Origin of the sequence: Blastococcus sp. MG754426 (assembly GCF_021699055.1) — a bacterium.
Taxonomy (GTDB): Bacteria; Actinomycetota; Actinomycetes; order Mycobacteriales; family Geodermatophilaceae; genus Blastococcus.
This window is the reverse complement of record NZ_SSXC01000023.1, coordinates 1-26,352: the sequence shown is the minus strand read 5'-3', so window position 1 is coordinate 26,352 and position 26,352 is coordinate 1. Positions and strand designations below refer to the sequence as shown.

At 74.3% G+C, this 26,352-nt stretch carries 21 protein-coding genes and 1 pseudogene; 3 read left to right on the top strand and 19 right to left on the bottom strand.

Annotated elements, in window-relative coordinates; all coding sequences use genetic code 11:
- Window positions 1–82: 82 nt before the first annotated feature.
- Together E9549_RS10070 and E9549_RS10065 are read left to right on the top strand one after the other, a co-directional pair.
- Entirely contained in the window at window positions 83–2,068 is a 1,986-nt protein-coding gene (locus E9549_RS10070) for a 2-oxoacid:acceptor oxidoreductase subunit alpha (protein WP_236826408.1), read from the top strand.
- Window positions 2,065–3,156 carry a 2-oxoacid:ferredoxin oxidoreductase subunit beta gene (locus tag E9549_RS10065; protein ID WP_236826407.1) on the top strand — a complete coding sequence of 364 codons (1,092 nt, stop codon included), beginning with the start codon at window positions 2,065–2,067 and terminating at the stop codon, window positions 3,154–3,156. Before E9549_RS10070 ends, E9549_RS10065 begins: the two co-directional genes overlap by 4 nt.
- Window positions 3,157–3,285: 129 nt before the next feature.
- Here E9549_RS10065 and E9549_RS10060 read toward each other — a convergent pair whose 3' ends face one another.
- Window positions 3,286–4,662, bottom strand: a complete 1,377-nt coding sequence (locus E9549_RS10060; protein WP_236826406.1) for a PLP-dependent aminotransferase family protein — start codon at window positions 4,660–4,662, stop codon at window positions 3,286–3,288.
- Between the two features lie 91 nt (window positions 4,663–4,753).
- Between E9549_RS10060 and E9549_RS10055 the strand changes: the two genes are divergently transcribed.
- A complete protein-coding gene (locus E9549_RS10055; protein ID WP_236826405.1) occupies window positions 4,754–5,425 on the top strand; it encodes a pyridoxamine 5'-phosphate oxidase family protein in 672 nt (223 codons plus the stop codon).
- Here the strand turns inward: E9549_RS10055 and E9549_RS10050 are convergent.
- From E9549_RS10050 to E9549_RS09965, 18 genes and pseudogenes are all read right to left on the bottom strand, one after another.
- Window positions 5,409–6,599, bottom strand: coding sequence for a sorbosone dehydrogenase family protein (locus E9549_RS10050; protein ID WP_236826404.1), 1,191 nt, complete (start codon window positions 6,597–6,599; stop codon window positions 5,409–5,411). The genes E9549_RS10055 and E9549_RS10050 overlap by 17 nt on opposite strands.
- 22 nt (window positions 6,600–6,621) lie before the next feature.
- Window positions 6,622–7,677 (bottom strand): polyprenyl synthetase family protein, encoded by a 1,056-nt coding sequence (locus E9549_RS10045; protein ID WP_236826403.1) that lies wholly within the window; start codon window positions 7,675–7,677, stop codon window positions 6,622–6,624.
- The gene (nuoN, locus tag E9549_RS10040) at window positions 7,677–9,215 is read right to left on the bottom strand and encodes an NADH-quinone oxidoreductase subunit NuoN (protein WP_236826402.1); all 1,539 of its coding nucleotides are present in this window, start codon (window positions 9,213–9,215) and stop codon (window positions 7,677–7,679) included. The genes E9549_RS10045 and nuoN overlap by 1 nt, the downstream gene beginning before the upstream one ends.
- Window positions 9,215–10,804 (bottom strand): NADH-quinone oxidoreductase subunit M, encoded by a 1,590-nt coding sequence (locus tag E9549_RS10035; RefSeq protein ID WP_236826401.1) that lies wholly within the window; start codon window positions 10,802–10,804, stop codon window positions 9,215–9,217. Before E9549_RS10035 ends, nuoN begins: the two co-directional genes overlap by 1 nt.
- Before the next feature lie 52 nt (window positions 10,805–10,856).
- Window positions 10,857–12,764, bottom strand: a complete 1,908-nt coding sequence (gene nuoL, locus E9549_RS10030) for an NADH-quinone oxidoreductase subunit L (RefSeq protein ID WP_236826400.1) — start codon at window positions 12,762–12,764, stop codon at window positions 10,857–10,859.
- 19 nt (window positions 12,765–12,783) lie between these two features.
- Window positions 12,784–13,083 carry an NADH-quinone oxidoreductase subunit NuoK gene (gene nuoK, locus E9549_RS10025; protein ID WP_236826399.1) on the bottom strand — a complete coding sequence of 100 codons (300 nt, stop codon included), beginning with the start codon at window positions 13,081–13,083 and terminating at the stop codon, window positions 12,784–12,786.
- Complete coding sequence (locus tag E9549_RS10020) at window positions 13,080–13,934, bottom strand: NADH-quinone oxidoreductase subunit J (RefSeq protein WP_236826398.1); 855 nt, start codon at window positions 13,932–13,934, stop codon at window positions 13,080–13,082. Before E9549_RS10020 ends, nuoK begins: the two co-directional genes overlap by 4 nt.
- Window positions 13,931–14,554 (bottom strand): NADH-quinone oxidoreductase subunit NuoI, encoded by a 624-nt coding sequence (nuoI, locus tag E9549_RS10015; protein WP_255715213.1) that lies wholly within the window; start codon window positions 14,552–14,554, stop codon window positions 13,931–13,933. The genes E9549_RS10020 and nuoI overlap by 4 nt, the downstream gene beginning before the upstream one ends.
- On the bottom strand, window positions 14,547–16,016 hold the full coding sequence (gene nuoH / locus E9549_RS10010; RefSeq protein ID WP_236826397.1) for an NADH-quinone oxidoreductase subunit NuoH: 1,470 nt from the start codon (window positions 16,014–16,016) through the stop codon (window positions 14,547–14,549). Before nuoH ends, nuoI begins: the two co-directional genes overlap by 8 nt.
- On the bottom strand, window positions 16,013–18,523 hold the full coding sequence (locus E9549_RS10005) for an NADH-quinone oxidoreductase subunit G (RefSeq protein WP_236826396.1): 2,511 nt from the start codon (window positions 18,521–18,523) through the stop codon (window positions 16,013–16,015). The genes nuoH and E9549_RS10005 overlap by 4 nt, the downstream gene beginning before the upstream one ends.
- A complete protein-coding gene (nuoF, locus tag E9549_RS10000; RefSeq protein WP_236826395.1) occupies window positions 18,523–19,857 on the bottom strand; it encodes an NADH-quinone oxidoreductase subunit NuoF in 1,335 nt (444 codons plus the stop codon). Before nuoF ends, E9549_RS10005 begins: the two co-directional genes overlap by 1 nt.
- 3 nt (window positions 19,858–19,860) lie before the next feature.
- A complete protein-coding gene (gene nuoE, locus E9549_RS09995) occupies window positions 19,861–20,943 on the bottom strand; it encodes an NADH-quinone oxidoreductase subunit NuoE (RefSeq protein WP_236826394.1) in 1,083 nt (360 codons plus the stop codon).
- Between the two features lie 73 nt (window positions 20,944–21,016).
- Window positions 21,017–22,348: an NADH-quinone oxidoreductase subunit D gene (locus E9549_RS09990; protein WP_236826393.1), complete on the bottom strand. Its 1,332-nt coding sequence runs from the start codon at window positions 22,346–22,348 to the stop codon at window positions 21,017–21,019.
- Between the two features lie 16 nt (window positions 22,349–22,364).
- Complete coding sequence (locus E9549_RS09985) at window positions 22,365–23,114, bottom strand: NADH-quinone oxidoreductase subunit C (RefSeq protein WP_236826392.1); 750 nt, start codon at window positions 23,112–23,114, stop codon at window positions 22,365–22,367.
- Window positions 23,115–23,233: 119 nt separating this feature from the next.
- Window positions 23,234–23,785: pseudogene (locus tag E9549_RS09980) on the bottom strand (NADH-quinone oxidoreductase subunit B family protein); the annotation flags it as partial.
- 13 nt (window positions 23,786–23,798) lie between these two features.
- Window positions 23,799–24,161 carry an NADH-quinone oxidoreductase subunit A gene (locus E9549_RS09975; protein WP_236826391.1) on the bottom strand — a complete coding sequence of 121 codons (363 nt, stop codon included), beginning with the start codon at window positions 24,159–24,161 and terminating at the stop codon, window positions 23,799–23,801.
- A gap of 89 nt (window positions 24,162–24,250) precedes the next feature.
- Window positions 24,251–25,519: a geranylgeranyl reductase family protein gene (locus E9549_RS09970; RefSeq protein WP_236826390.1), complete on the bottom strand. Its 1,269-nt coding sequence runs from the start codon at window positions 25,517–25,519 to the stop codon at window positions 24,251–24,253.
- A gap of 88 nt (window positions 25,520–25,607) precedes the next feature.
- Window positions 25,608–26,267: a phosphoribosyltransferase gene (locus E9549_RS09965; RefSeq protein ID WP_236826389.1), complete on the bottom strand. Its 660-nt coding sequence runs from the start codon at window positions 26,265–26,267 to the stop codon at window positions 25,608–25,610.
- Window positions 26,268–26,352: the final 85 nt, after the last annotated feature.

The following is a 26,352-nucleotide window of genomic DNA, read 5'->3' as shown; positions in this document are numbered from 1 at the left end:
CCTCACCGCTGCGGCGTGTCCGGTTGCACATCCCGGGCGCGTGGACACGCACGTAACCTCGCCCGGTGGAGGTAGACCGCTGATGACTGGCACCAACCCGACCGTCGCGCCGTCGGGACCGAACGGCGCCCCGGCCAGCCCGGTGCCCACGTCCGCCCCCGGCGGGCTCGTGAAGAGCGTCGTCGAGCTCGACCGCGTGGTGATCCGGCTGGCCGGCGACTCCGGCGACGGCATGCAGCTGACCGGCAACCGGTTCACCAGCGAGACGGCGTCGTTCGGCAACGACCTCAAGACGCTGCCGAACTTCCCCGCCGAGATCCGCGCGCCGACGGGGACCCTGCCCGGCGTCAGCTCCTTCCAGCTGCAGTTCGCCGACCACGACGTCATGACGCCGGGTGACGCCCCGGACGTGCTCGTCGCCATGAACCCCGCCGCGCTCAAGGCCAACCTGGCCGAGCTGCCCGGCGGTGGCCTGCTCATCCTCGACTCCGACGAGTTCACCCCCCGCAACCTCGCGAAGGTCGGCTACGCGACCAACCCGCTCGAGGACGGTTCGCTCGAGGGGTGGCAGACCGTCAGCGTCCCGCTCACCTCGATGACCCTGGACGCGCTCGCGGACTCCGGCCTGGGCAAGAAGGAGGCCGAGCGCAGCAAGAACATGTTCACGCTCGGCCTGCTCAGCTGGATGTACCACCGGCCGACCGAGGGCACCGTCCGCTTCCTCGAGCGCCAGTTCCGCCGCAAGCCCGAGATCGCCGCGGCCAACATCGCCGCGTTCCGCGCCGGCTACAACTACGGCGAGACCACCGAGGCCTTCGCCGTCTCCTACGAGATCAAGCCGGCCCCGATGAAGCCGGGCCGCTACCGGAACATCTCGGGCAACCAGGCCCTGGCGCTGGGGCTCGTCGCCGCCGGCCAGCGCTCCGGGCTGCCGGTGTTCCTGGGCGCCTACCCGATCACCCCGGCCTCGGACATCCTCCACGAGCTCTCCCGCCACAAGGCCTTCGGCGTCCGCACCTTCCAGGCCGAGGACGAGATCGCCGGCATCGGTGCCGCGCTCGGCGCCTCCTTCGGCGGCGCGCTGGGCGTGACGACGACGTCGGGCCCCGGCGTCGCCCTCAAGGCCGAGACCATCGGCCTGGCGGTCATGACCGAGCTGCCGCTGGTCATCGTCGACGTGCAGCGCGGTGGCCCCTCCACCGGGCTGCCGACGAAGACCGAGCAGAGCGACCTGCTGCAGGCGATGTTCGGCCGCAACGGCGAGGCCCCCGTCCCGGTCATCGCGCCGCGCTCCCCCGGCGACTGCTTCGACGCCGCCGTCGAGGCCGCGCGCATCGCGCTCGCCTACCGGACGCCGGTCATGCTGCTGTCGGACGGCTACCTGGCCAACGGGGCCGAGCCGTGGGCGATCCCGGACGCCGACTCGCTGCCCGACCTCAGCGGAGCGGTCGGGTTCGCCACCGAGCCCAACGGCGAGGACGGCGAGTTCCTCCCCTACCTGCGCGACCCCGAGACCCTGGCCCGCGCCTGGGCGATCCCGGGCACCGCCGGGATGCAGCACCGCATCGGCGGGCTGGAGAAGGCCGACCGCACGGGGAACATCTCCTACGACCCGGCCAACCACGACTTCATGACCCGCACCCGCCAGGCGAAGGTCGACGGCATCGCCGCCACGATCCCGCCCACCGACGTCGACGACCCCGACGGCGACGCCCGGGTCGCGGTCATCGGGTGGGGCTCGACCTACGGGCCGATCGGCGCGGCCGCCCGGCGGATCCGGAGCTCGGGCCGCAAGGTCGCCCAGATCCACCTCCGGCACATCAACCCCTTCCCGGCCGACCTCGGCGAGGTGCTGGCCCGGTACGACCGGGTGATCTGCCCGGAGATGAACCTGGGGCAGCTGGCCCTGCTGCTGCGCGCCAGGTACCTGGTCGACGTGCAGAGCCACACGCAGGTGCGCGGCCTGCCCTTCCGCGCGGCCGAGCTGGCCGCGGTGATCCAGGACGCGATCGACACGGTGCAGCCAGCCGCCGTGACCTCCGCAGCTGTGAACGGAGCCCCGCAGTGACCACCGTCGACATCGGCATGCCGGACGCGCCGACCCCCATCGACGCCGCCATCGCCCGCTCGCTCGAGCAGCACGGTCCGAAGCTGACCGAGCTCAAGGGCAAGGACCTCAAGACCGACCAGGAGGTGCGCTGGTGCCCCGGGTGCGGTGACTACGTCATCCTCAACGCCGTCCAGAGCTTCCTGCCGAGCCTGGGCATCGCCCGCGAGGACATGGTCATCGTGTCGGGCATCGGGTGCTCGTCGCGCTTCCCGTACTACATGAACACCTACGGGATGCACTCGATCCACGGGCGCGCCCCGGCGATCGCGACCGGCCTGGCCGCCGCGCGCCCCGACCTGTCGGTCTGGGTGGTCACCGGTGACGGTGACGCGCTGTCCATCGGCGGCAACCACCTGATCCACGCGCTCCGCCGCAACGTCGACATGACGATCCTGCTGTTCAACAACCGGATCTACGGCCTCACCAAGGGCCAGTACTCGCCCACCTCCGAGGTCGGCAAGGTCACCAAGTCGACGCCGATGGGGTCGCTGGACCACCCGTTCAACCCGGTGTCCCTCGCGATCGGCGCGGACGCCACCTTCGTCGGCCGGGCGATGGACTCCGACCGGAAGGGCCTCACCGACGTGCTGCGCCAGGCCGCGGAGCACAAGGGCACGTCGCTGGTGGAGATCTACCAGAACTGCAACATCTTCAACGACGGCGCCTTCGAGCTGCTGAAGGACCCGGCCACCGGCCCGATGTGGACGATCCCGCTGCGGCACGGCGAGCCGCTGGTGTTCGGGCCGGACGGCGCCTCCTGCGTGGTCCGCGACGACTTCGGTGGCCTCCGGGTGGCCGAGACCAACCAGGTCGACGCGGGCGAGATCGTCGTGCACGACGCCACCCGCCAGGACCCGTCGTACGCGTTCGCGCTGTCGCGGCTGTCCACGCAGGACCTCCGCTACACCCCCATGGGCGTGTTCCGGAAGGTCGAGAAGCCCAGCTACGAGGCGATGATGGCCGAGCAGCTGCACGAGGCCCGGCTGCAGGGCCCCGGCGACCTCGACGCGCTGCTCGCCGGCGGCGACACCTGGACCGTGGACTAGATCGACGGGGCGCACCCCGGGGCCCGCGGGCCCCGGGGTGCGCCCGGACGCCCTACCGGCCCGCTTCCGTCCAGGAGGCGGGCCGGTGGCGTCCCCGGGTGGTCGGGGCCGTCGAGGGCGGCGGGTGGCTCAGGGCCGGGCGTGCTCGCGCAGCACCGCGGTGAGCACCGGCAGTGCCCGGCGCAGCTCCTCCCGCGCGGGGGCGGCGAAACCGACGACCAGGCCCGACCGGCGGCCGGCCCCGTGCACCGTGTGCCGGCCCAGCCCGTCCAGCGCGACGCCCCGCGCCGCGGCGGCCGCCCGCACCTCCTCCTCCGCCGCGGGATCCGGCAGCGGCACGAGGACGTGGGCCCCCGCGGCGTCCCCCTCGGCCCGGCAGCCGGCGGCCGCGACCGCGGCCCGCACCTCGTCCGCCCGCGCGACCAGCTCGCGCCGCAGCCGGCGGAGGTGGCGGGCGAGGTCCCCCGAGGCCGCGAACGCCGCGAACACCCGCTGCCCGGCCCGCGCCGGCCGGGTGCCCGTGGCCGTGCGGCGGGCCAGCAGCGCCGCCCGCAGCGGGCCGGGGGCGACGACCCAGCCGACCCCGAGCGTGGGGCTGAGGATCTTCCCGGTCGTCCCCAGGTGCACCACGACGTCGGGCCCCAGCGCGCCCAGCAGCGGCAGCGGCGCGACGTCGTAGCGGAGCTCGCCGTCGTAGTCGTCCTCCAGCACCCACCAGCCCTCGGCGCGGGCCCGTGCCACCAGGGCCAGCCGGCGCGCGGCGGACATCCGCCGGCCCAGCGGGTACTGGTGGGCCGGCGTGCAGTAGACGGCGGCCAGGTCCGGCGGCAGCGCCTCGACGACCAGCCCGTCGTCGTCCACGGCGGCCGGCACGACCTCGAGCCCGGCATCGCGCAGCGCGCCGACGACCCGCTGGTAGCCCGGGTCCTCCACCGCGACCCGGCTGCCGGGCGGCAGGGTCCCGGCCACCTCGCCCACCGCGGCGGAGGTGCCCGCCGTGGCCAGCACGTCGTCGGGCCCCGCGGCCAGCCCGCGGTGGCGCAGCAGGTGCGCCACGACCGCCGACCGGAAGGCCGGGTCCCCGGCCGGCTCCGGGTGGGCGTCGGGTGCGCCGTCGCCGGCGGCCCGCCAGGCCCGGCGCCAGGCCGCCCGGTCCAGCACCTCCAGGCACGGCGACCCGGCGTGCAGGTCGACCAGCGCCGCGGCCTCCGGCGGCCGGGTGGCGGGGACCGGGGCCGCCGCCGGGGCCGCCGTCACCGCGCCGAGGACGTAGGTGCCCGCACCGCGGCGCCCGCCGAGCCACCCCTCGGCGAGCAGCTGGTCGTAGGCGGCGACGGGAACGGTGCGGCTCACCCCGAGGGCGGCGGCGAACGCGCGCGTCGAGGGCAGCCGGTCGCCCGGGCGCAGCCTGCCGTCGGCGGCCGCGGAGCGCAGCGCGTCGGCCAGCTGCACCGACAGCGGCCTCCCCGAGCCGCGGTCCAGCAGGACCGGCGGGACGTCGATCACGGCGCTCCTGCCGACGAGGCGAAGTGGACTGGCCGGAATCTAGCGGATTGGCCGTTCCAGCGGTCCACCCGTGTCGCCCAGGATCGACGTCGTGGACTCCGCCGCCCCCCTCTCCCCGACCGCCCGCAGCACCGTGCGCCGGGGCGCGAAGCGCGCCCGCACGGACCGGACCGACCTGCACGCCGTCCTGGACGCCGGGTTGGTCGGCCACCTCGGCGTGCTGCTCGGCCAGGCGCCCGTGGTGCTGCCGACCGGTTACGGCCGGCGCGGCGACACCCTCTACCTGCACGGCTCGACGGGCGCGGCCACGCTGCGGGCAGCCGCGGCGGGGGCGCCGGTCTGCTTCACCGTCACCCACCTGGACGGGATCGTCTACGCGCGCTCGGCCTTCCACCACTCGGTCAACTACCGCTGCGCGGTGGTGCACGGCGCGGCACGGCCCGTGACCGACCCGGACGAGCGGCTGCTCGCCCTGGAGGTGCTGACCGAGCACCTGGCGCCCGGCTCGTGGGCGGCGACCCGCCGGCCCGACCGCAAGGAGCTGGCCGCCACCGCGGTGCTCGCCCTGGACCTCGCCGAGGCGAGCGTGAAGATCCGCACCGGCCCGCCGGGCGACGACGAGCGCGACCTGGCCGGCCCGGTGTGGGCCGGCGTGCTCCCGGTGCGCACGGTGCTGGGCGAGCCGGAGCCGTGCCCGCTCCTGCCGCCGGGCGCCGCGGTGCCGCCGCGGGTGGCGGACCGGGCGCTCAGCCCTGCGGGGTGACGCGCAGCAGCTGGTCCCGGTCGTCGCCGTTGTCGGTGGTGACGTAGAGCGCGCCGTCGGTGCCCTGCTCCAGGGCACGGATGCGCCCGTGCGTCCCGTCCAGCTCGGGCAGCCGGAACTGCTCGACCACCTGCCCCTGGTCGTCCAGCCGGAGCGCCAGCACGTGCTGCCCGCGCAGCGCCCCCAGCAGGAGCAGCCCGTCGTAGTCGCCCCACTGGTCGCCGTCGAGGAAGGTGCCGCCGCTGGGCGCGATCGGCGGGGCGCCCGAGTCCCACACCGCGGGCACCGCGCCCTCGATCGCCGGGTCGGTCATCGGCACGCTCTCGTCGTAGCTGCCGCCACCGTCGGGGTCCCAGCCGTAGTTGCCACCCGGCTGCAGGAGGTTGACCTCGTCGTTGCGATCGGGGCCGTGCTCGACGGAGTACGTCTGGTCCGTGCCCGGCCGGACGGCCAGCCCCTGCACGTTCCGGTGCCCGTAGGTCCAGATGAGGTCCTCCGCGCCGTCGTCCGGGGCGGCGAAGGGGTTGTCCGGCAGCGGCTCACCGGTCGCCGGATCGGCACGGAGCACCTTGCCGGCCAGCGTCCCGAGGTCCTGCGGGGTCGTGCCGACGGCGTTGTCGCCCGTGCCGACGAGCAGCGCCCCGTCCGGCCCGAACGCCAGCCGGCACCCGCCGTGCCGCCCGGAGCCCTGGTTGACCGGGATCCCGCCGATCAGCGGGTCCTCGACCCGGGTGGCGGCGCTCCAGTCGTCCGCGGCGGCCCAGGCGATCACCTCGATCGAGGCACCCTCGCCGCCGGTCACGCCCTGGCAGGTGTAGAACCGCCGGTTCTCCTCGAAGCCCGGTTCCAGCGCCAGCCCCATCAGGCCCGTCTCGCCGGTGGCGAACAGGTCGCCGAGGTCGGCCTGCACCTCCCGGACCGTGCCGTCGGGGAGGACGGCGGTGAAGCCGCCCGCGCGCTCGTCCACCAGCAGCGTGCCGTCCTCGGCCTGGGCGACGTCCCAGGGGTGGTCGAACCCCTCGGCGACCACCTCGACGTCCAGCGACGGGGCGCCGGCGGGGGCCTCGGTGGGCGGTGGCGCGGCGACCGAGCCGGCGTCCTCCTCCGACCCGCCCGAGCAGGCGGTGACGAGGAGGGTCAGCGCGAGCGGACCGGCGAGCGAGGCACCACGCATGCCCCTCCGGTGCCCAGCACCGCTAGCTGGTACGCGTGACCACGTAGTCGCAGAGCGCCGACAGGGCGTCGCGGACGTCGCCGGGCGGCACCCCGTCCAGCCGGGTCCGCGCCCGGTCGGCGTACTCGCGCAGGACGCCGGTGGCGCGCGCCAGCGAGCGCGAGGAGCGCAGCAGCGCCAGCGCCTCGGCGTGCTGCGCGTCGTCGGTGACCGGGCCGGCCACGAGCTCGCGCAGCCGGGCCTCGTCCGGGTCGTCGCCGGCCAGGGCGAACAGCACCGGCAGGGTGGCGATCCCCTCGCGGAGGTCGGTCCCGGGGGCCTTCCCCGAGACGCCGTCGGTGCTGACGATGTCGATGAGGTCGTCGGAGATCTGGAAGGCGACGCCGACCTCCTCGCCGAACTCGGTGAGCGCGGCGACGAGCGCGGCGTCGACCCCGGCGAAGGAGGCGCCGAACCGGGCCGAGGTGGCGACCAGCGAGCCGGTCTTGTCGGCGAGCACCTGCAGGTAGTGGGCGACCGGGTCCTCGCCCGGCTGGGCACCGACGGTCTCCTTGATCTGCCCGGTGACCAGCCGCTCGAAGGTCCGCGCCTGGATGCGCACCGCCTCCGGACCGAGGTCGGCCAGGATGTCGGAGGCCCGGGCGAAGAGCAGGTCGCCGGTCAGGATGGCGATGCTGTTGCTCCACCGGCTGTTGGCGCTGGGCGCCCCCCGGCGCACGGCGGCCTCGTCCATGACGTCGTCGTGGTAGAGCGTTGCCAGGTGGGTCAGCTCGCAGACCACGGCGCCCTGGGTGACCTCCGCGGCGGAGGCGTCGCCCAGCTGCGCGGCCAGGAGCGCCAGCATCGGCCGGAACCGCTTGCCCCCGGCGGCCATCAGGTGCCCGGCCGCCTCCCGCACGAACGGGTGCTCGCTGCCCACGGCGAGGGCCAGCTCGGCCTCCACCCGGGCCAGCCCCGCCGCCAGCGCCTCCCCGAGGTCGCCGTCGGGCAGCCAGGGGCCGATGGTCGACGCCGGGGTGGAGATCCGGTGCCAGACCTCGGGGGGAGTGCCGTCGACTGCGGCACGGGCTCCGGTCATCAACCGACGAAGATAGCCGCCCGCCCGGCGAGGTCGAGCACCGCCCCGGGGACGACCCCGAGCGCGAGGGTCGCCGCCGCGGTCACCGCGAGCACCAGGGTGGTGGGCACGCCGGGCACGCCCACCGTCGGCCCGTCGGCGACCGGCTCGGAGAAGTACATGAGCACGACGACGCGGAGGTAGAAGAAGGCGGCCACGGCGCTGGCCAGCAGCGCGACGACGGCCAGCGGCCAGGCCCCCTGCTCGATCGCCGCCCGGAACACCGCGAACTTCCCGGTGAAGCCCGCGGTGAGCGGGATCCCCGCCAGCGCCAGCAGGAACAGCGTCATCACGGCGGCGGTGATCGGCGAGCGCGCGCCGAGCCCCGCCCACTGCGACAGGTGGCTCGCCTCGCCGTCGCCGTCGCGCACCAGCGTGAGGACGGCGAAGGCCCCGAGCGTGGTGATGCCGTAGGCGAGCAGGTAGAACATCGTCGCCGCGAGCCCCGAGCCGGTGCCGGCCGCGCCCAGGCCGATGACGCCGGTGAGCAGGAAACCGGCGTGCGCGACCGACGAGTAGGCCAGCATGCGCTTGAGGTCGGTCTGGGTGAGCCCGAGGACCGCGCCCACGACCATGGACACGATCGCGGCGGCGTAGACCAGCGGTCGCCAGGTCCACTCCGCGGTGCCGAAGGCGACGTACAGCAGGCGGAGGATCGCGCCGAAGGCCGCGACCTTGGTGCAGGCGGCCATGAACGCCGTCACCGCGGTCGGGGCGCCCTGGTAGACGTCGGGGGTCCAGGTGTGGAACGGGGCCACGCTGGCCTTGAAGAGCAGCCCGACGACGAGCAGCGCCAGCCCGAGGACCAGCAGCACTCCCCCGCCGTCGGTGCCCACCGCCTCGCGGACCTCGCTCAGGCGGACGCTGCCTGCGGCCCCGTAGACCAGGGCCAGGCCGTAGAGGAAGAAGGCCGAGGCGAAGGCGCCCAGCAGGAAGTACTTGACGGCCGCCTCCTGGGACAGCAGCCGGCGCCGGCGGGCCATGCCGCTGATCAGGTACAGCGGGAGGCTCAGCACCTCGAGGGCCACGAACATGACCAGCAGGTCGTTGGCCGCGACGAACAGCATCATGCCGCCGATGGCGAAGGTCGCCAGCGGGTAGACCTCGGTCTGCACCCGCGGCACGGTGGCCAGCTCCCGGTCGCGCGGGCTGCCGGCGGGGACGGCCGCGCTCACCACGAACGCCGAGCGCGCCGGGTCCAGCGACCGCTCGGCGAACAGCAGGAGGGACAGCGCGCCCAGCCCGGCGATCGTCGCCTGCAGGAACAGGGCGGCGCCGTCGACGGCGAGGGCCCCGACCGCGGTCACCTCGCGGGCGCCCGCGAGCAGCACCGTCGCGGCCAGCGCGCCGAGGGTGCCCACCAGCGCGAGCCCCACCTGGACCGGGTGCCGCACCGACCGCGGCACGAAGGCCTCGACCAGGATCCCGGCGCAGGCCGCGCCGAACACCAGCAGCAGGGGGGACAGCGCCCCCCAGGAGATGTCGGGTGCCTCGATCATCAGTCGGTCCCTCCGGAGGCGCCCATGTCGTCGAGGGTGGCGACGACGGCCGGTTCGATCAGGTCGATCAGCGGCTGCGGGTAGAAGCCGAGCACGAGGATCAGCGCCACCAGGGGCGCGACCACGGCCAGCTCGCGCCGGCCGAGGTCGGCGACGCGCAGCGAGCGGTGCGGGGCGGTGCGCGTGGCGGTCGCGGTCGCGCCACCACCACCGGCGGGCAGGGGCTCGGCCGGGTCCTCCTGCAGCAGCACGCCGCGGGCCGGCCCGTGCATGGTCCGCTGGTACATCAGCAGCACGTAGAGGGCGGCCAGGATGATGCCGAGCGTCGCCAGCACCGTGAACACCGGGCGCTCGGGGAACGAGCCGATCAGCACGAGGAACTCGCTGACGAAGCTGTTGGTACCCGGCAGGGCCAGCGAGGCGAGGCCGGCCACCAGGAAGGCGCCGGCCAGCAGCGGTGCCTTCGCCGCCACCCCGCCGTAGTCGGCGATCCGGCGGGAGCCGCCGCGGGCGATGAGCATGCCGACCACCAGGAACAGCAGGCCGGTCGCCAGGCCGTGGTTGACCATGTAGAGCACCGCACCGGTGCCGGCCTCGGTCGTGAAGGCGAAGATGCCCAGCGCGATGAAGCCGAAGTGCGAGATCGAGGTGTAGGAGACCAGCCGCTTCATGTCGCTCTGCCCCATCGCCAGCAGCGCGGCGTAGAGGATGCCGACCACCGCCAGCACCAGCACGAAGGGGGCGTAGAAGCGGGACGCGTCGGGGAACAGCGGCAGGCAGTAGCGCAGGAAGCCGAAGGTGCCCACCTTGTCCAGCACGCCCACCAGCAGCACCGCGCCGCCGACCGGGGCCTCGGCCCCGGAGTCGGGCAGCCAGGTGTGGAAGGGCACCAGCGGCGCCTTGATCGCGAACGCGATGAAGAAGCCGAGGAACAGCAGCCGCTGGACGTCGGGGTCGATGTCCAGCCGCGTCAGGGTGTCGAAGGCGAAGGTGCCCTCGCCGAGGACGGCGGCGCTCACCACGTAGAGGCCGATCACCGAGGCCAGCATGACCAGCCCGCCGACCAGGCTGTAGACGAAGAACTTGACCGCCGCGTACTGCCGGCGCGGCCCGCCGAAGCTGCCGATCAGGAAGTACATCGGGACGAGCATCGCCTCGAAGAACACGTAGAACACCAGCACGTCGGTGGCGACGAAGACGCCCACCATCATCGCCTCGAGCAGCAGCAGCCAGGCGAAGAACACCCGCACCGGGCGGTGCCCGCCGTCGGCCTCGTGCCAGGAGGCCGCCACGACCAGCGGCACGAGGACACCGACCAGCAGCACCATCACCAGCGCGATGCCGTCGACGCCGAGGGCGAAGTCGGAGCCGAAGTCGGGGATCCAGGGCACCGAGGTGGTGAGCTGGAACCGCGGCCCGCCCGCGTCGAAGGCCAGCGTCGTCAGCACGGCCAGGAGCAGCACCACCAGGCTCACGCCCAGGGCCACCTGCTTGGCCAGCAGCGCCCGCTCGCGGGGCAGGGCCGCGACCACCGCCGCCCCGATCGCCGGCACGGCGATCATCGCCAGCAGCCAGGGGAAGTCGCTCACCGCAGCACGTCCTCTCCGAAGTACCCGTCGGCGCTCCCGACCACCAGCGCGCTCATCCCGCGGTCACCGCCAGCAGGGCCCCGGCCACGACGACCGCGCCGCCGAGCATGCCCAGGGCGTAGCTGCGCACGAAGCCGGTCTGGGCCCGGCCCAGCCGCGACGAGGAGCCACCCAGCCCCGCGGCCAGGCCGTTGACCGCGCCGTCGACACCGCGGTTGTCCACCCACACCAGCGCGCGGGTGAGCCACTGGCCGGGGCGCATGAACAGCGACTCGTTGACCGCGTCGGCGTAGAGCGCGTTGCGGGCCGCGCGGGTAACCGGCGAGACCCGGACCGGCGCGGTGACCGGCACCTCGCGGCGGCCGACGAACAGCCAGGCGGCGAGCACGCCGAGCAGCATCACCAGGGTGACGACCAGGCCGATCACGGCGGGGGCGACCACGTGCTCGGCCTCGGCCGGCTCGCCGAACACCGGCTCCAGCCAGCCCGACAGCGGGGCGGCCGAGACCAGCAGCGCACCCGAGGCGACCGACCCGACGGCCAGCACCACCATGGGCGCGGTCATCACCGGCGGCGCCTCGTGCGGGTGGACACCCTCCTCCCACCGGGCGCGGCCGAAGAAGGTCATCAGCATGAGCCGGGTCATGTAGAAGGCGGTCAGCCCGGCACCGAGCACCGCCACGCCGCCGAGCACCCAGCCCCAGACGTCGTCGCGGTCCAGCGCCGCCTCGATGATGGCGTCCTTGGTGTAGTAGCCGGAGAGGAACGGGAAGCCGATCAGCGCCAGGTAGCCCAGGCCGAACGTCGCGAAGGTGATCGGCAGCCTGTTCCACAGCGCCCCGAACCGGCGCATGTCCACGGAGTCGTCCATCGCGTGCATGACCGACCCGGCGCCGAGGAACAGCCCGGCCTTGAAGAAGCCGTGGGCGAGCAGGTGGGCGAGCCCCGCGACGTAGCCGGCCGGCCCCAGGCCGACGGCGAGGAACATGTAGCCGATCTGGCTCACCGTCGAGTAGGCCAGCACCTTCTTGATGTCGTCGTACGCGCAGCCGGCGATCGCCCCGATCAGCAGGGTCAGCGCACCGACGGCCAGCACCACCGCCCGCGCGGTCGGCGTCAGGTCGTAGATCGGCGCCGAGCGGGCGATGAGGTAGACGCCGGCGGTGACCATGGTGGCCGCGTGGATAAGCGCCGAGACCGGGGTGGGGCCCTCCATGGCGTCGGGCAGCCACGCCTGCAGCGGGAACTGGCCCGACTTGCCGCAGGCCCCGAGCAGCAGCAGGAGCCCGATCGCGGTGATCGTCCCCCCGGCGAGGGTGCCCACCGTGCCGAAGACGCCCGCGTAGGAGGTCGTCCCCAGCTGGGCGAACATGATGAAGATCGCCAGGGCCAGGCCGACGTCGCCGACCCGGTTCATGATGAACGCCTTCTTGGCCGCGGTCGCCGCGCCGGGGCGGGTGTACCAGAAGGCGATCAGCAGGTAGGACGCCAGGCCGACGCCCTCCCACCCGACGTAGAGGGCGACGAAGCTGTTGCCGAGGACGAGCAGCAGCATCGCCGCGACGAAGAGGTTCAGGTAGGCGAAGAACCGGCGGCGGCCCGGGTCGTGCGCCATGTAGCCGATCGAGTAGACGTGGATCAGCGAGCCGACCCCGGTGATCAGCAGGACGAAGACGGCCGACAGCGGGTCGAAGAGCAGCCCGGCGGTGACGTCGAGCTCGCCGGTGGCGACGAAGGTGAACAGCTCGACGTCGGCCGGCGCCCCGTCCTGGCCGGCCAGCTGCAGCGTGCACAGGACGGCCAGCACGAAGGCGGTGGCGACCGTGGCCGTCCCCAGCAGGTGGCCCCAGCGGTCCGTGCGGCGGCCGCCCAGCAGCAGCACCGCGGCGCCGGCCAGCGGCAGCGCGATGAGCAACCAGGACCAGCCGAGCAGCCCGTCCGCGGGCAGCGTCTCAGACACAGGTGTCCCCGTCTCGCCGTCAGTACTTCAGCAGGTTGGCGTCGTCGATCGAGGCGGACCTGCGGGTCCGGTAGATCGACATGATGATCGCGAGACCGACGACCACCTCGGCGGCGGCGACGACCATGACGAAGAGCGCGATGATCTGCCCGTCGATGGTGCCGGTGGACCGCGCGAAGGTGATCAGCGTCAGGTTGACGGCGTTGAGCATCAGCTCGACGCACATGAACACCACGATCGCGTTGCGCCGCACCAGGACGCCGACGGCGCCGATGGTGAACAGGATCGCCGCGAGCACCAGGTAGTAGGAGAGGTTCACCGGTGCTCACCGACCTCGCGGCCGCCCGGGGTGTCGCTGAGCGTGGGGTCCAGCGCACCCAGCGCGGCGTCCGGGGAGCCGAGCTGGTGCCGGCCGGCGCCCCGTGGGAGCCGCTCCACCTGCTGGGGCTCGATCCCGGTGGCGAGGCTGTCCTCCGCGATGCTGCCGTCGGGCAGCGCGCCGGGCGCGGCCACCGACGTCGCCCGCGCGTAGACGCCGGGGCCCGGGAGGGTCTGCGGCCGGTCGGTGAGGAAGCGCGCCCGCGACAGCTCCTTCTGACCGCTGCGGCTGCCGGGCGCCCGCTCGACCTGCGTGAAGACGAGCGCGCCGACGGCGGCGACGATCAGCAGCGCCCCGGTGACCTCGAAGGCGAGCAGGTAGCGGGTGTAGAGCAGGGCAGCGATCGCCTCGACGTTGCCGGCCGCCGGCCCGCCCGGTCCGGCCTGCACCGCCTCCAGCCCCACCACGGGCAGGTCCTGGGTCGCCCGGGCGATGCCGGCACCGACGAGCGCGGCGAACCCGATGCCCAGCAGCGTCGCCGCCACGCGCTGCCCACGGAGGGTCTCGACCACCGAGTCCGAGGAGTCCCGGCCGACGAGCATCAGCACGAAGAGGAACAGGATCATGATCGCGCCGGTGTAGACGATGATCTGGACGGCACCGAGGAAGGGCGCGGACTGGACGACGTAGAAGACGCCCAGCGAGAGCATCGTCAGCACCAGCCAGAGCGCGGAGTGCACGGCGTTGCGGCTGAGCACCATGCCCAGCGCGCCGGCCAGCGCGACCGGGCCGAGGATCCAGAAGACGACCGCCTCCCCGGTGCCGATGACGACCGCGGCATCCGGCGTCACGACCGGACCTCCGGTTCGCGCACGTAGTAGTCCTTCTCGTCGTCGCCGAGCCGCATCGCGTGCGGGGGCGCCTCCATGCCGGGCAGGAGCGGGGCCATGAGCTGCTCCTTGGTGTAGATCAGGTCGCGGCGGTTGTCGTCGGCCAGCTCGAAGTCGTTGCTCATGGTCAGCGAGCGGGTCGGGCAGGCCTCGACGCACAACCCGCAGAAGATGCAGCGCAGGTAGTTGATCTGGTAGACCGCGCCATACCGCTCACCGGGCGAGTAGCGGGCGTCCTCGGTGTTGTCGCCGCCCTCCACGTAGATGGCGTCGGCGGGGCAGGCCCAGGCGCACAGCTCGCAGCCGACGCACTTCTCCAGCCCGTCGGGGTGCCGGTTGAGCACGTGCCGCCCGTGGTAGCGCGGCTTGGTCACCTTCGGCTCGAACGGGTACTGCTCGGTGGTCACCGTCCGGAACATCTGCGCGAACGTGACCCCGAAGCCCTGGGCGGGCGCCGGCACCAGCTTGTCGCGCAGCCCGGGCCGGTCGACGTGGCGCGCGGGCGTCGCACCCGCGGGGCGGTCCACCTCGGCGCCCACCCGCGGGGCGGGGGCCCGCTCGCCGCTGCGGTCGTCACTCATCGCCGTCCTCCTGGGAAGTGGTCGGGCTCGTGCGCCGCCCGGTGCCGACGACCGCGCCGTCGGTGGCGACCGGCTCGCGGCGCAGCCTCGGGGAGGGCGGCACCACGAGGTCCATCGGCGGGACGGGGAAGCCGCCCTCGGACCGGCTGGGGGTGCCGGCCGGGCGCCGCCCCCCGCCGGCCGGCGGCAGCACCTCGGGCTCGGGGTCGGCGGCGTGCACGCCCCCGGCCGCGGCGTCCTCGGCCATGAGCCGGGTGTCCCGGTTGGCCGAGCGGCCGGCGAACGCCAGGCCGAGCAGCACCAGGACCGCGACGGGGACGCCGACGAACAGCGCCACCTGGCCGGTGGAGAGGTCCGCCTCGCGGGAGAGGGTCCGCATCGTGGCGACGACGAGGATCCACACCAGCGCGACCGGGACCAGCACCTTCCACCCGAACCGCATGAACTGGTCGTAGCGCAGCCGGGGCAGGGTGCCGCGCAGCCAGATGAAGACGAACAGCGCGGCCACGACCTTGAGGAAGAACCACAGCAGCGGCCACCAGCCGCTGTTGGCGCCGTCCCAGATCGAGATCGGCCAGGGCGCCCGCCAGCCCCCGAGGAAGAGGGTCGCCGCCAGCGCGGAGACCGTGACCATGTTGATGTACTCGGCGAGGAAGAACAGCGCGAACTTCAGCGACGAGTACTCGGTGTGGAAACCGCCGACGAGCTCGCTCTCGGCCTCGGGGAGGTCGAAGGGCGCGCGGTTGGTCTCGCCGACGACCGCGATCGCGTAGATGACGAAGGAGACCGGCAGCAGGACGGCGTACCAGCTGGGGCCGGTGAACTCCCACCCGAAGAGGGAGACCTCGTTGCCGTCGGCCTGGGCCGCCACGATCTCCGAGGTCGACATCGACCCGGCGTAGAGGAAGACCGCGACGATCGAGAGCCCCATCGCGATCTCGTAGCTGATCATCTGGGCGGCGCTGCGCATGCTGCCCAGCAGCGGGTAGGTCGAGCCCGAGGCCCAGCCGCCGAGCACGATGCCGTAGATGCCCATGGCCGACATGGCCAGGATGATCAGCACGCCGATCGGGGCGTCGGTCAGCTGCAACGGCGTCTGCTCGCCGAAGATGCTCACCACCGGCCCCATCGGGATGACCGAGAAGGCGACGAACGCCGGGATGGTCGCGATCACCGGGGCCAGGAAGTAGACCGGCTTGTCCGCCAGCGCCGGCATGATGTCTTCCTTGAACGCCAGCTTCAGCCCGTCGGCGAGGCTCTGCAGGGAGCCGCGCGGCCCGACGCGGTTGGGGCCGACCCGCTGCTGCATGCGGGCGACGACCTTGCGCTCGAGGACGATGGCGAACAGCGTCATCAGCACCAGGACGGCGAAGACGCCGACCACCTTGATCAGCACGATCCACCAGACGTCCTGGCCGAACTCGGCCAGCGTCGGCTGCTCGGGCGAGGCCCACGGAGTCATCGCGCGTCCCCCAGCGGGTGCGTCGTGGCGCCGGCCGGCACCGGGGCGGCCGACAGCCGGACGACGCCGCCGGGCCCGGTGCCCAGCGTCGTCCGCACCTCGCTGCCGGGTGAGCGCATGGGCAGCCACACCACCTGGTCGGGCATCTCGGTGACCGCCACCGGGAGGCTGATCGAGCCGGTCGCCCCGCTCACGGTCAGCCGGTCGCCGTCGGTGAGGCCCAGGCGGGCGGCGGTGCCGGCGCCGACGCGGGCCACCGGGGGCCGGGCGGTGCCGGCGAGCTCCGGCTCGTCGCGCTGCAGCGTGCCGACGTCGAGCAGCTGGCGCCAGGAGGCGAGCACCGCCTCGTCCTCCCGCAGCGCCGGTGCGCCCGGCGCGGCGACGTCGGGGAGCTCGCCGCCGGCGGCCGAGCGGCGGACGCCCAGGCTCGCGAGCGCGGCCCGTGCGACCTCGGGCGCGGGGAGGCGCAGGTCCACGCCCATCGCGTCGGCGAGCCCGTGCAGCACCCGGCCGTCGCCGAGCTGCCCGGTGCCGTGCAGCGTGGCGTCGAAGGACCGTCGCCGGCCCTCCCAGTCCAGGTAGCTCCCGGCCTTCTCCGGCGCCGCCGCCACCGGCAGGACGACGTCGGCGCGCTCGGTCACCTCCGTCGGGAACATCTCCAGGCTCACCACGAACGAAGCGGCGTCCAGCGCCGCCAGCGCCAGCGCGGGGTCGGGCAGGTCCGCGGGGTCGACGCCGCCGACGAGCAGGCCGGGCAGCCGGCCGGCGCGGGCGGCGGCGAGGATGCCGGTGAGGTCGCGGCCGGGCGCGGCGGGCACCGCGTCGGGGTCCACGCCCCACACCGCGGCCACCTCCGCGCGCGCGGCGGGGTCGTCGACGGCGCGACCACCGGGCAGCAGCGTGGGCAGGGCGCCGACCTCCACGGCGCCCCGCTCCCCGGCCCGGCGGGGCACCCAGGCCACGCGGGCACCGGTCGCCCGGGCCAGCGCCAGCAGCGCGGTCAGGGCACCGGGGGCCTCGGCGAGGCGCTCGCCGGCGAGCAGCACCGCCCCGGGCTGCCGGAGGGCGTCGACCGCGGGCCCGCCCCAGCTCCCCTCGGCGAGCGCGTGCAGCGAGCGGGCCTCGGCGCCCGGCAGGGTGGTGAGCACCGTGGCCTGCAGCTTCTCGGCCGCGCGGGTGGCGAAGGGCGCGAGGTCGAACACGGCGAGGCCGCCGGTGCGCACGGCCCGCCGCAGGCGGAGGAAGAGGATCGGCGACTCCTCCTCGGGCTCCAGCCCGGCGAGCAGCACCGCCGGGGCGGACCCGAGGTCCTCGTAAGTCACCGCTCCCGTCGCGGGACCGGTGCCGGCCACGACCGCGGCGAGGAAGGCGAGCTCCTCGGGCGAGTGCGCGCGGGCCCGGGCGTCGACGTCGTTGGTGCCCAGCGCCACCCGGGCGAAGGTGGCCCAGGCGTAGGCGTCCTCGACCGTGAGCCGGCCGCCGGGCAGCACGCCGACGCCGCCCTCGGCGCGGGCCCGCCGCAGTCCGTCGGCCGCCACCGCCCACGCCTCGGGCCAGGACGCCGGCTCGAGCACACCGTCGCGCCGCACCATGGGCGTCATCAGCCGCTCGTTGGCCGTGGCGTAGCGGAAGGCGTAGCGGCCCTTGTCGCAGGTCCACTCCTCGTTGACCGCCGGGTCGTCCCCGGCCAGCCGGCGGGTGACCTTGCCGCGCCGGTAGTCGGTGCGCATCGCGCAGCCGGAGGCGCAGTGCTCGCAGACGCTGGGCTCGCTGCGCAGGTCGAACGGGCGGGCGCGGAACCGGTACTGCGCGCTGGTGAGCGCCCCGACCGGGCAGATCTGGGTGGTGTTCCCGGAGAAGTAGGAGGAGAAGGGCTCGTCCTCGTAGATCGCCACCTGCTCCAGCGCACCGCGCTCGAACAGCTCGATGAACGGGTCACCGGCGATCTGCTGGGAGAACCGGGTGCACCGCGCACAGAGCACGCAGCGCTCGCGGTCGAGCAGGATCTCGCTGCTGATCGGCAGCGGCTTGGGGTAGGTGCGCTTCTCGTCGACGAACCGGCTCTCGGCCCGGCCGTTGCTCATCGCCTGGTTCTGCAGCGGGCACTCGCCGCCCTTGTCGCAGACCGGGCAGTCCAGCGGGTGGTTGATCAGCAGCAGCTCCATGGTGCCCTGCTGCGCCTTGTCGGCGACCGGGCTGGAGAGCTGGGTCTTCACGACCATGCCGTCGGTGACGGGCATCGTGCAGGAGGCGGCGGGCTTGCGCTGGCCCTCCACCTCGACGAGGCACTGCCGGCAGGCGCCGACGGGCTCGAGCAGCGGGTGGTCGCAGAACCGCGGGATCTGGATCCCGACCATCTCGGCGGCGCGGATGATCAACGTCCCCTTCGGGACCGCGACGTCGAACCCGTCGATCGTGCAGTGCACCGCGTCCGGCGGGGTGTGCGGGCCGGGTGCGCCCGGCGGGACGGCCGGCGCGGGCTGGGGGCTGGTGGGGGTGAGGGACATCAGGCGGCTCCGGCCGTGACGGGCTCGATCGGCAGGCGGGTCCGGCCGAGCCGGGCCTGCTCCTCGGGGGGCAGCAGCGCGACGTAGTCGTCCCTGAAGTACTTCAGCGAGCTGGTGATGCAGCTCGTGGCGCCGTCACCGAGCGCGCAGAACGAACGACCGAGGATGTTGTCGCAGGTGTCCAGCAGGATCTCCAGGTCCTCCGCGCGGCCGCGGCCGTGCGCGATCCGCTCCAGGACCTGCACCAGCCAGTAGGTGCCCTCCCGGCAGGGCGTGCACTTGCCGCAGCTCTCGTGCGCGTAGAACTCGGTGAACCGCAGGGTGGCCTCGACGATCGAGTCGGTCTCGTCGAACACCATGAGCGCGGTGGTGCCGAGCATGGAGCCCGCAGCCGCCACCGAGTCGAAGTCCAGCGGCACGTCGAGGTGCTCGGCGGTGAAGTACGGCGTCGACGAGCCGCCCGGCGTCCAGAACTTCAGCTCGTGCCCGGGGCGGACGCCGCCGGCCATCTCCAGGAGCTCGCGCATCGTCGTCCCCATGGGGGCCTCGTACTGGCCCGGCCGCACCACGCGGCCCGACAGCGAGTAGATCTTCGGTCCGGGTGACTTCTCCGGCCCGAACGCCTTGAACCACTCGGCGCCGCCGCGGACGACGAACGGCACGCTGGCCAGCGTCTCGACGTTGTTGATCACCGTCGGGGCGCCGTAGAGGCCGGCGACGGCGGGGAACGGCGGCTTGAGCCGGGGCTGGCCGCGGTAGCCCTCCAGCGAGTCCAGCAGCGCCGTCTCCTCGCCGCAGATGTAGGCGCCGGCGCCGGCGTGCACCACCAGCTCCAGGTCGTAGCCCGAGCCGAGGATGTCGGTGCCGAGGTAGCCGGCCGCGTAGGCCTCGCCGACGGCGTTGAGCAACCGCCGGTGGGCGTGCACGGCCTCGCCGCGGACGTAGATGACGGCGAACGCCGAGCGGATGGCGTAGGCGGAGATGATGACGCCCTCGATGAGCGAGTGCGGGTCGGCCATCATCAGCGGGAGGTCCTTGCAGGTGCCGGGCTCCCCCTCGTCGGCGTTGACCACCAGGTACTTGGGCATCGCCGCCGGGCCGGTCGGCTCCTCCCCCGGCTTCGGCTGCGGGATGAAGCTCCACTTCATGCCGGTCGGGAAGCCGGCGCCGCCGCGGCCGCGCAGCCCCGACTCCTTGACCATGGTCACCAGCTCGTCGGGCGCCATCGACAGCGCCGTGCGCAGCGCCGAGTAGCCGTCGAGCCGCTCGTAGGTCGACAGCCGCCACGAGTTCTCGGCGCCCCAGCGGGAGGTGAGGACGGGGGTGAGGGGCATCGGTCAGCGCCTCCGCTTCGGTGCTCGGCCCTGGATGGTGCGGGAGGGCCCGTCGGAGCCCTCACCGGCCGGCGGCGGGACGTCGGGCGCCTGGTCGCCGGTGCCGGGCTCCGCGCCCGCGGGCGTCTCGGTCCCGGTGCGGCCGTCGGGGAGCCGCCGGCCGGCGGGCTCGGGGGCGTCGGGGTGGGAGCCGGCGGCGCCGGCCTCCTCCGCCGGGGTGTCCGCGGCGGCGACGCGCGCGTCCGCGGCCTCCTGCCCGGGGGTCTCGCCGGTGGTCCCCGACGGGCGGACGGTCTCGCGCGGCTCGACCGCGTCCGCCGGCCGGGGCTCCGGCCCCTGCATCGGGGGCGCGGACTCGCCCCGCTCGGCGGCCAGCCGCAGCCCGCGCAGGGTGGGCCCGTACTCGCCGGGGGCGTCGACGGCGGCGGCCGCGGCGGCCTCGTCGGCGTGCTGGGAGAACCCGGCGAGCTGGCGGGAGACACCGCGGAAGTCGGTCAGCGGGGCGCCGCGGGTGGGTAGCGGCTTCTCGCCCCGGCGCAGCGCGGCGACCAGGGCGCGGGCGCTCTCGACGTCCTGCTGGTCGTAGAACTCGTAGTCGACGGTGACCACGGGCGCGTAGTCGCAGGCCGCGAGGCACTCGGCGTGCTCGAGGGTGATCGAGCCGTCGGCGGCGGTCTCGTCGTGGTGCACGCCGAGGTCGGCCGAGAGCGCGTCCATGATCCGCTGCCCGCCCAGTACGGCGCACAGCGTGTTGGTGCAGACGCTGACCAGGTGCCGTCCGGTCGGGCGGCGCTTGTACATCGTGTAGAACGTCGCGACCGCGCCGACCTCGGCCTTGGTCAGCCGCAGCTCCTCGGCGCACAGGGCGACGCCCTCGGGCGTCACGTAGCCCTGGTAGCTCTGCACCAGGTGCAGCATCGGCAGCAGCGCCGACCGGGCCACCGGGTAGCGGGCGATGATGTCCCGCGCCTCGAGGCGGGCGCGCTCGGGCAGCGGCGGCACCTCGGCGAGGGAGCCGGCGTCGACCGGGCTGGAGTCCAGCCCGGTCACCGCCGTCCCCTCGGGGCTGCCTGGCAGTGCGCTCACGTCATCTCCTCGCTGGCGCTCGTCGACACCGCTCGCGGCGCTGCCGTGCTCCTGGGCGAACTCGCACGCTCGTTCACCTGTCCACTCCCCCCATCACGGGGTCGATCGAGGCGATCGCGGCGATGACGTCGGCGATCATGCCGCCCTCGCTCATCGCCGCCGTGGCCTGCAGGTTCACGAAGCTGGGGTCGCGCACGTGGACGCGCCACGGGCGGGTGCTCCCGTCGCTGACGACGTGGTAGCCGAGCTCGCCGCGCGGGGACTCGACCGGCACGTACACCTGGCCCGCCGGCACCCGGAAGCCCTCGGTGACCAGCTTGAAGTGGTGGATCAGGGCCTCCATCGACTGGCCCATGATGTGCGCGACGTGCTCGTGGGAGTTGCCCATGCCGTCGGGGCCGAGGGAGAGCTGCGCCGGCCAGGCGATCTTCCTGTCCTCCACCATCACCGGGCCCGGCTCCAGCCGGTCGAGCGCCTGCTCGATGATCCGCAGCGACTCGTTGACCTCGGCCATGCGGACGAGGTAGCGGCCCCAGGCGTCGCAGGTGTCCGCGGTCGGCACCTCGAAGTCGTAGGTCTGGTAGCCCAGGTAGGGCTCGACCTTCCGCAGGTCCCAGGGCAGCCCGGCGGCACGCAGCACCGGCCCGGTGACGCCGAGCGCGACGCAGCCGGTGACGTCGAGGTAGCCGACGTCCTTGAGCCGGCGCTGCCAGATCGGCTGGCCGGTCAGCAGCCGGTGGAAGTCGGCGACCCGCTTCGGGAAGAACTCGAGGAACTCGCGGATGTGCTCGACGGCGCCCTCGGGCAGGTCCTGCGCCAGCCCGCCGGGGCGGATGTAGGCGTGGTTCATCCGCAGGCCGGTGATCTCCTCGAGCAGGTCGAGGACGAGCTCCCGCTCGCGGAAGCCGTTCGTCATGCCGGTCAGGGCGCCCATCTCCATGCCGAAGGTGGCCAGGGCGACCAGGTGCGAGGCGATCCGGTTGAGCTCCATGACCAGCACGCGGATGGTCTGGGCGCGCGGCGGGGCCTCGACGCCGAGCAGCTTCTCCACCGCGAGGCAGTAGCCGGCCTCGTTGAACAGCGGCGAGAGGTAGTCCATGCGGGTCACGAAGGTCGTGCCCTGCACCCAGTTGCGGTACTCGGTGTTCTTCTCGATGCCGGTGTGCAGGTAGCCGATGACGACCCGCGCCTTGGTGACGGTCTCGCCCTCGAGGTCGAGGACCAGCCGGAGCACGCCGTGGGTGGACGGGTGCTGCGGGCCCATGTTGACGACGAGGCGCTCCTCGCCGTGCGGATCGGCCCCGAGGGTGACGTCCCAGTCCCCGCCGGTGACGGTGTAGACGCGGCCCTCGGTGGTCTCCCGCGAACCCGCGTACGGGTCGGCGGGGTCGTAGGTGGTGCTCATCGACGCCCCTCCTCGGTCACCGGTAGGCCCGTCGCGTGTCCGGCGGCGGGATCGTCGCGTCGTGGTACTCCACCGGGATCCCGCCGAGCGGGTAGTCCTTGCGCTGCGGGAAGCCGTCCCAGTCGTCGGGCATGAGGATCCGGGTCAGCGCCGGGTGGCCGTCGAAGACGACGCCGAACATGTCGTAGGCCTCCCGCTCGTGCCAGTCCGCCGTCGGGTAGACCCCGGTGACCGACGGGACGTGCGGGTCCTCGGCGCTCACCGCCACCTCCAGCCGGATGCGGCGCCGGTAGGTCATCGACGTCAGGTGGTAGACGACGTGCAGCCGGGGCCGGCCGGGCGCGACGGCGGGGCCGCCGCTGTCGAGGTAGTCGACGCCGGAGACGCTGCTGCACAGCTCGAAGCGCAGCGCCTCGTCGTCGCGCAGCGCCTGCACCAGGGTGAGCAGGTGCTCGCGCGCCACGAAGTAGGTGATCTCACCGCGGTCGACCAGCACGCGCTGCACCGCGGCCGCGTAGGTGCCCTCGCCGACGGCGTCGATCAGCGCGTCGGTGACCTCGTCGAACCAGCCGCCGTAGGGGCGGTCGGTCGAGTGCAGCACGACCGCACCGCCCGGCTCGACGCGGACGAGGCCGCCGAAACCGGAGGTGTCGCCGCTGCCGGTGACGCCGAACGCGCCCTTCCGGAAGCCCCCCGCGGGCGCCGTGCTGGCGTCGTACCCGGCCTCCTCGCGACCGGGGACGACCGCCCCGCCGTCGTTGCTCACCGGGCACCCCTCTCCCCGGGCAGCAGGACGGCGTTGCCGCCGCGCTGCTCGATGGCGAACTGGCCGGTGCGGCCCTGGGCGGCCGCCTCCTCGTAGGCGCGGCGCTGCTGCTTGTCCACGCGCACGGTCGAGGGCATCTCGACGAGCAGGTCGCGCGCGGTGCCCTCCTCGCGGGCCCGCTCGAGCTCCCGCGCCCGCTTGGGGCCCAGCGGCTCGTGCTGGATCTTGTGGTGCAGCTTGAGGATGGCGTCCATGAGCATCTCCGGCCGCGGCGGGCAGCCGGGCAGGTACATGTCCACCGGGACGACGTGGTCGACGCCCTGGACGATCGCGTAGTTGTTGAACATGCCGCCGGAGCTGGCGCACACGCCCATCGCCAGCACCCAGCGCGGCTCGGGCATCTGGTCGTAGATCTGCCGCAGGACCGGGGCCATCTTCTGGCTGACCCGCCCGGCGACGATCATCAGGTCGGCCTGCCGGGGCGAGGCCCGGAAGACCTCCATGCCGAAGCGGGCCAGGTCGTAGCGGCCGGCGCCCGAGGCCATCATCTCGATCGCGCAGCAGGCCAGGCCGAACGTCGCCGGCCACAGCGACGACTTGCGGGTCCAGTTGACCAGCTTCTCGACGCTGGTCAGCAGGACGCCGCTGGGCAGCTTCTCCTCGAGTCCCATCAGTCCTCCCCCGTCAGTCCCACTCGAGCCCGCCGCGCCGCCACTCGTAGGCGAAGGCGAGGAAGACGGTGCCGATGAACAGGACCATCGCGACCAGCCCCCACACGCCGAGCGCGTCGTTGGCGACGGCCCACGGGTAGAGGAAGACGATCTCGATGTCGAAGACGATGAACAACATCGCCGTCAGGTAGTACTTCACCGGGAACCGGCCCCCGGTGAGCGGCTGGTCGACCGGCTCGATGCCGCACTCGTAGGCGGCGAGCTTGGCGCGGTTGTGGCGCCGCGGTCCCACGAAGGGGGCGACGGCGACCGAGAACAGCGCGAACGCCGCGGCGAGCACGAAGAGCCCGACGATCGGGGCGTAGGTCGAGAGCATCAGCGGCACCCTAGGGTGAGGGAGGTCACGTACGGGTCACGGTCCGGCGACGGGGCGTCGGTGTCGGGGCGGGACGTCACGGCAGCCACTCAGGTCGCCGGGGTGAGTCGCAGGAGCACGGCGAGCGCGCGGTCGACGAGGTCGCCGTCGCGGCCGTCGGACAGGTTGCCCATCACCCGCAGCATGGCGTCGGTGACGGCCGGCCGGCGCAGCCCGCGGGCCATCGCCACCCGCACCACGGCCGGGCGGGCCAGCAGCGCCAGGAAGCCGAGGCCCAGCCGGTGGTGGCGGCCCAGCTCCGCGCGCAACCGGTCGGGGTAGCGCTGCAGGACCGCCTCCCGCGCCGCACCCGCCGGCCGGGCGAGCGCGGCCGCGGCGGACTCGGCGGCCATCCGGCCGCTCTCGATCGCGGCGCTGATCCCCTCGCCGTTGCAGGGGTTGACCGTGCCGGCGGCGTCCCCGGCCAGCAGCAGCCCGCGGGTGTAGGCCGGGCCGCGGCTCAGCGCCATGGGCAGGCCGGCGCCCCGGAGCGGACCGACGGCGTCCCGCTCGCCCAGCCCCTCCTCGGCGGGGAAGAGGTCCAGCCAGCGGCGGAGCACCGAGCGGCGGTCCGCCCCCGTGCCGCGCCGGGTGTCGAGCAGCCCGTAGCCGACGTTCGCCGTCCCGTCGCCCATGCCGAAGATCCAGCCGTAGCCGGGCATGGTCTCCCGGGACGGGCCGTCGGGGGTCAGGTCGAAGGCGATGTCGAGGTACTCGTCGTCGCTGCGCCGGCTCCGCACGTACCCCCGCAGGGCGACCCCGAGCGGGCGGTCGGTCCGCCGGAGCAGCCCGAGCGCCTTCGCCAGCCGGCCGGAGAGCCCCTCCGCGGAGACGACCAGCGGCGCCCGCCAGGTGACCGGCTCGCCGTCCCCGGCCTCGCCCCGGACGCCGGCCACCCGGCCGTCGTCGTCCAGCAGCGGCTCGGTGACGGTGGTCCCCGTGACCAGCCGGGCGCCGGCTGACCGGGCGTGCTCGGCCAGCAGCGCGTCGAGCTCGCGGCGCGTGCGGACCAGGCCGTGGTCGGGCCAGGAGTCCAGGCGGGGCCAGTCGACCTCGGCGACGCGCCCGCCGCCGTGCACCCGGAGCCCGCGGCGACGCACCCAGCCGGGCCCGTCGGTGCCGACGCCCATGTCGTGCAGCGCCTGCACGCCGCGGGGGGTCAGCCCGTCGCCGCAGACCTTCTCCCGGGGGAACTCGGCCTTCTCCAGCAGCGCGACGTCGAGCCCGGCCGAGGCCAGGTGCCACGCGGCGCTGGAGCCGGCCGGACCCGCGCCGACGACCACGACGTCGGCGGCGTGCGCCGCTGCGGTCCGCGCCATCTCGCCCCTCCGGTCCGTCGCCGAGTCCAGCGCACCTTGTGAAAAGGTTCACAAGGTGGTCGGTCCCGAGTCTAGGCGGTGCTGTGATCTAGCCGACAGTCCCCCCTCGGCGCAGCGCCTCGAGCACCTCCTCGTCGGAGGTCTCCGAGAAGTCCTCGTAGGCCTGCCCGACCGAACGGAAGCCCGCCGGGACGAAGGGGCACTCGAGGTCGTCGACGACGCCGGAGAGCTCGGCGAGGGCCGACCGCGGCGCCACCGGGACGGCGACGGTGAGCCGCGCCGGCCCGCTCGCCCGCACGGCGGCGACGGCGACCCGCATGCTGGCGCCCGTGGCCAGGCCGTCGTCGACGAGCACGACGTGGCGCCCGGCCACCACGGGGGCCGGACGGCGGCCGCGGTAGGCCTCGCTCCGGCGGCGGAGCTCGGCGAGCTCGCGGTCCCGCACCGCGTCGACCGCGTCCGGCGCCGGGTCGATGCGCTCGCGCACCGAGGCCACCCAGACGGTCTCCACGCGGTCGCCGACCGCGGCCAGCGCCCCCATCGCCAACTCCGGGTGCCCGGGTGCGCCCAGCTTGCGGACGACGAGGACGTCCAGCTCCGCGCCCAGGGCCACGGCCACCTCCGCGGCGACGACGGCACCGCCGCGGGGCAGCCCGAGCACCAGGGCGCCGGCGTCCACCCGGTCGGCCAGGGCGGTCGCCAGCGCCCGGCCTGCTGCGCGCCGGTCGGCGTACCTGGCCCCGGGCACGGCGACCGTCCTCAGACCGGCTGCGGCCCGGACGGCGGCGGCACCACCGGGTCGGCCGGGTCGGGGGCGGGGGTGGGCGCCGGAC